Genomic DNA, 4,262 nt, shown 5'->3' with positions numbered 1-4,262 from the left:
GAAATAATCCACCGGGCTGTTCTGTCCCCGTACCACCCAGTACACGTCCATCTGGAAGAAGACGTTCTCGGGATCGGTATGGCTGAGCATATAGTCATACATGGTCTCGCCCTCCACTTTCTGGAACTCGTGGGCGTGGTTGTGGTAACCGTACAGGAGCCCGTTTTCCCGGCAGCGTTTCCCGATTTCGTTATAATACCGGCAGTAGGTCTCTAAATCCTTCAGGCTCCCGGGCACGTCCATCCACGGAGTGACGATGTAGCTCATCCCCGCGGCCTTGTGGTCGGCGATACACCGGTCCCACCACTTGAGCGCTTCCTGGAAGTTGCCCGAGGCCAGCTCTTCAGCGCTGAGTCCCCGTCCGGTATGGGAAGAGAGGGCCGTCATTCCGGCCTTCTCCACGGCTTCCTTGAATTCCTCCGGGGTACGGCCGTAGAACTTGCCGTCGTTATAGCCGGCTGCTTCCACTCCGGTATAGCCCATCTCTGCCAGTTGGAAGAGGAGGCTGTCCAGATTACTGAAGTCCGGGAGAATCTTGTCCCTGACCGAGTACAACTGAATGTTGATGTCCTTCTTTGCGGCCGGAGCCTCTCCGGCTTCTGAAACAGGCTTTCCCGTACACCCCACGACCGTCATGGCAGTCATAAATAACAAAGTTTTGAATTTCATGTCGTAGATTTTTTTGAAGAGCCTGTTTACAGGGCAAACAGGCTCCCCGGTTAAAAAAAAAGTCAGTCTTGGAAATATGTTCAATCTAACACCTTCACGCGGATGTTCCGGTACCATACGTCATCCCCATGGTCCTGCAATCCGATGAACCCTTCGTGGTTGTCTCCCCCGCAGTTGTTGAGCAGGCTGAAAGCCAGCGGCCATTTCTCTTCGCTGAATTTGCTCTTCTGGAGCATTTCCGTCCATTGCGGAGTCCACAGGTGATATTCGAGCACGTTCTCCCCGTTTTGCCCGTGTACGACCGTACCCTTATATACCATGATTTTTGCCTTGTTCCATTCGCCGAAAGGCTTGGCATTCTGCGGCACGGCCGGTATCATGTCATACAGCGAAGCCGACTGTCGGTTGTTGTCCTTGCCCAGCTTGGCATCAGGATGGTTGGCATTGTCCAATACCTGGTACTCCGGTGCGGAAATGTAGATAGGCTCCACGATTTCCTTGCCGTCCTTGTCGGTGCTGGTCACCTCCTGGGCCAGGTAAAGAATGCCCGAGTTCCCCCCCTTGGAAATCTTCCATTCAAGTTCCAGCTCGAAATTCTTGAACTTGTGGGCGAAGATAAGGTCGCCGCCGTCGGCATCCTGGGCTTCACCCCCTCCGGTGCCGTTGAACTTGATGCAACCGTCCTCAATGGTCCATTTTCCCGGGACACGGTCCTTGCCGTAACCCCTCCATCCATTAAAAGTCTTCCCGTCGAAAATGGTGATATACCCATCCGCATCCACCGGAAGATTCAACGTGTCGCTTTCGGGGGCTTTCAAGGAAGAGGAATAAGAAACTGCCACTTCATTACCTGCTTGTTCAGCAGTCTGTCCTTCTGCAGCCTTTTTCTGGTTGCCACCGCTGCAGGCGATTAACGTACCGGCCATCATGCTGCCAGCAAAATAAAATACTTTTTTCATACGATTTTCAAGTTATAAATTTCTATTTCTGTTTTTTTTATACTCAATCCCCCGGCTGTTATCTGGGCATGTCGGGCAATTTCCACCCCTGGCGGTAATTGTGCTTGATCAGCTCCTGGGCATAAGCCTGTGCGTTGACCGGGTCAGTCCAGATTTTGTTGAATTTTGGGTCACCGTCCACAATTTTGAAATCGTCCTTGACAAGGTTGCGGATGGTCTCGTTGTCGGCTATATTGGTAAACCTCATGTTCTCCCCGTCCCACTGGAGCTCCTTGTTGAGAGTCTGCAGCCGCACGGCCAGTACCCCCATGACCACCATTTCGTTGAGCGGTCCGGCTTCGGAGAAATCCGATTTGGTCTTTACCCGGCTCGAAGGGCTTTCCTTGCAAGCCCGTATCCAGTCTTGTTCGTGGCCTCCTCCCATGGCGTTGGGCACGCGCCGGCAGACTTTGGGGGCGTTGGGCACCCGGCCCGAAAGCAGGTAAGGCTGCTGCCCGTAACAACCGCAAATAAGGGTATCCTTGGTCCCGTGGAAAATCGTCAATCCCCCTCCAGGTCCCATCAGCTGCTTGTTGTCAGGGAAACCGGCCGGCCGGTCCGGCATCATGCCTCCGTCATACCAGTGCACCTCGACTTCGGGCATGGCCACCTTGGGCATGTTGTCCCGGGCGGGGAAGACCATTTTCACGTGTTGGGCCGTAGGGGCGCAGTCTTGCAGCAGAAGGGTTGACGAGCCTTGTACCTTGGTGGGATACTTCAAGTTCAAGGCCTTGAACGGCTGGTGCAGGATGTGGCAGGCCATGTCCCCCAAAGCTCCGGTCCCGAAACGCCACCAACCCCTCCAGTTCCAAGGATGGTAGATGGAATTGTACGGAATCACCTCCGTAGGGCCACAGAACAGGTCCCAGTCAAGAGTCTTGGGAATGCGGTCTACCTTCTCAGGCGCGTTGAGACCCTGGGGCCAGATGGGCCGGTCCGTAGCGCATTCCACTTTGGTGACCTCTCCGATCTCACCGTTCCATATCCATTCGCACACCAGGTCGGTGCCCTCGTCCGAAGCCCCCTGGTTGCCCATCTGCGTAGCCACGTTGTACTTTTCGGCCAGCTTGGTCAGCAGGCGGGACTCATATACCGAGTGGGTCAAAGGCTTCTGGCAATACACGTGCTTGCCCATGGTCAGCGCTTCGGCCGAGATGATGGCATGGGTGTGGTCGGCCGTAGCCACCAGGACCGCATCGATGCTCTTGCCCATTTCATCATACATCTTGCGGTAATCATAATACCTCTTGGCGTTGGGAAGACGCTCGAAAACAGGCTTGGCATAACGCCAGTCCACGTCGCACAAGGCCACGATATTATCCGTCTTTTCCATGTTTTTCAGATTGGCATTACCCATGCCTCCGATACCTACAGCCGCGATGTTCAGCTTGTCACTGGGAGGGACATGCCCGAAACTCTTGCCCAGAATGCTGCTCGGGGCGATGGTCAGGCCGGCCAGAGCGGCGGCACCCGTCTTGAGAAAATCTCTTCTTGAAATGTCAGACATAATAATTAAATTTTTAGTTAACCATTTATTTTTATATAGTTTGCTTAAAAACGTTTGATCAATCCGTAACCGTTTTTCATGTTCCGGCGCCGCTCCCGGATACGCTCCAGCGTCTGGACTTTGCCGATGGAAGGCAGCTCGTGCTCCTTGGCATCCAGGAAGAATTTCCAGGCATACTCCGAGGCAATGGCCGAATCGCGCAACCGGGGCAGCAGGGGATGGCGCACGCCACTGCGCAGGGATTCCGCGAAGAGACGGCACAGACGGTCTATGTTCTTTCCCCCGAAAGGCTTCTCGATGCGTTGGGTCTGGTTGACCCCGTGGAGGTCCACCACGGCCGTCTTGAAGTCGTGGCTCATGCGGACAATGCCTTTGGTACCGATGATGTCGACATAGGAATTATGAGTCTGGTCTTTGGAAAGCTGCCCGTAAACGAAGCCTTGGGTGATGTCGAAAACCACGCCGTTGTCAAAAGTGCCGTGGCACTGTATCCACCAGGGGTCCTTGTAGTTCCACATGTTGATCCCCTGCGAGTGCCAGCTCTTGTATTCACACCCGGCATACCACCGCGCGATGTCAACGTAGTGCATCCCGCAGTCATGGAAAGCCGGCCCCTCATGTTCGTGCCCCTCGCCCGGCACAAGCCCCGGAGTCATGTGGCAGATGCGGAGGATGGCCAGCTCCCCGATTTCTCCCTGCTCGATGTAGTGCTTCATGCACTGGTGGTACCATGAATTCCGCAAATAGAGATTGACCGTGCTGAGCAGCGGTGACGATTCGCTCAGCCGCACGGCCTCCCATTCCCGCTCGACGGTATCGGCTATGGGCTTTTCCGATATGATATGCTTGCCATAATGTACGGCTTTGCTGATTTGCTCCAGCCTCGAATCGGCCAGTGTGAACAGGCCTACGACCTCTATTTCAGGGTCCTCGAAGATGACCTGCTCGTCTTCGATGATCTTGCTTCCGGGAGACAGCTCCCCGGCCAATGCCCGAATGCCCGGGTTGACATCGCATATGTAGCGTATGTCCCATTCCCCGCTCTTCTGCATCTCTTCCAAATAGAATCTCCCCATCCGGCCTAGGCC

At 54.8% G+C, this 4,262-nt stretch carries 4 protein-coding genes; all 4 read right to left on the bottom strand.

The features are described from left to right. A partial coding sequence (locus BN2628_RS00105) for a sugar phosphate isomerase/epimerase family protein (RefSeq protein ID WP_055095512.1) occupies positions 1–636 on the bottom strand: 636 nt, incomplete at its 3' end. Positions 637–749: 113 nt separating this feature from the next. Then, a complete protein-coding gene (locus BN2628_RS00100) occupies positions 750–1,628 on the bottom strand; it encodes a 3-keto-disaccharide hydrolase (RefSeq protein ID WP_055095510.1) in 879 nt (292 codons plus the stop codon). A gap of 58 nt (positions 1,629–1,686) precedes the next feature. Then, positions 1,687–3,174, bottom strand: coding sequence for a Gfo/Idh/MocA family oxidoreductase (locus BN2628_RS00095; RefSeq protein WP_021931084.1), 1,488 nt, complete (start codon positions 3,172–3,174; stop codon positions 1,687–1,689). Positions 3,175–3,218: 44 nt separating this feature from the next. Beyond that, positions 3,219–4,262 (bottom strand): Gfo/Idh/MocA family protein (locus tag BN2628_RS00090; protein WP_055095508.1); only part of this gene is annotated, 1,044 nt, incomplete at its 5' end.

The sequence above is a fragment of the Gabonia massiliensis genome (genome assembly GCF_001403595.1).
Classification (GTDB): Bacteria; Bacteroidota; Bacteroidia; order Bacteroidales; family Coprobacteraceae; genus Coprobacter; species Coprobacter secundus.
Note: the sequence above shows the minus strand (reverse complement) of the source record. Positions and strands in the feature narration are given on the sequence as shown.

What these genes read in the sequence shown, in the direction of transcription:
- BN2628_RS00100 (WP_055095510.1), bottom strand. Translation starts at nt 1,628, where the DNA reads ATGAAAAAAGTATTTTATTTTGCTGGCAGCATGATGGCCGGTACGTTA.
- BN2628_RS00095 (WP_021931084.1), bottom strand. Translation starts at nt 3,174, where the DNA reads ATGTCTGACATTTCAAGAAGAGATTTTCTCAAGACGGGTGCCGCCGCT.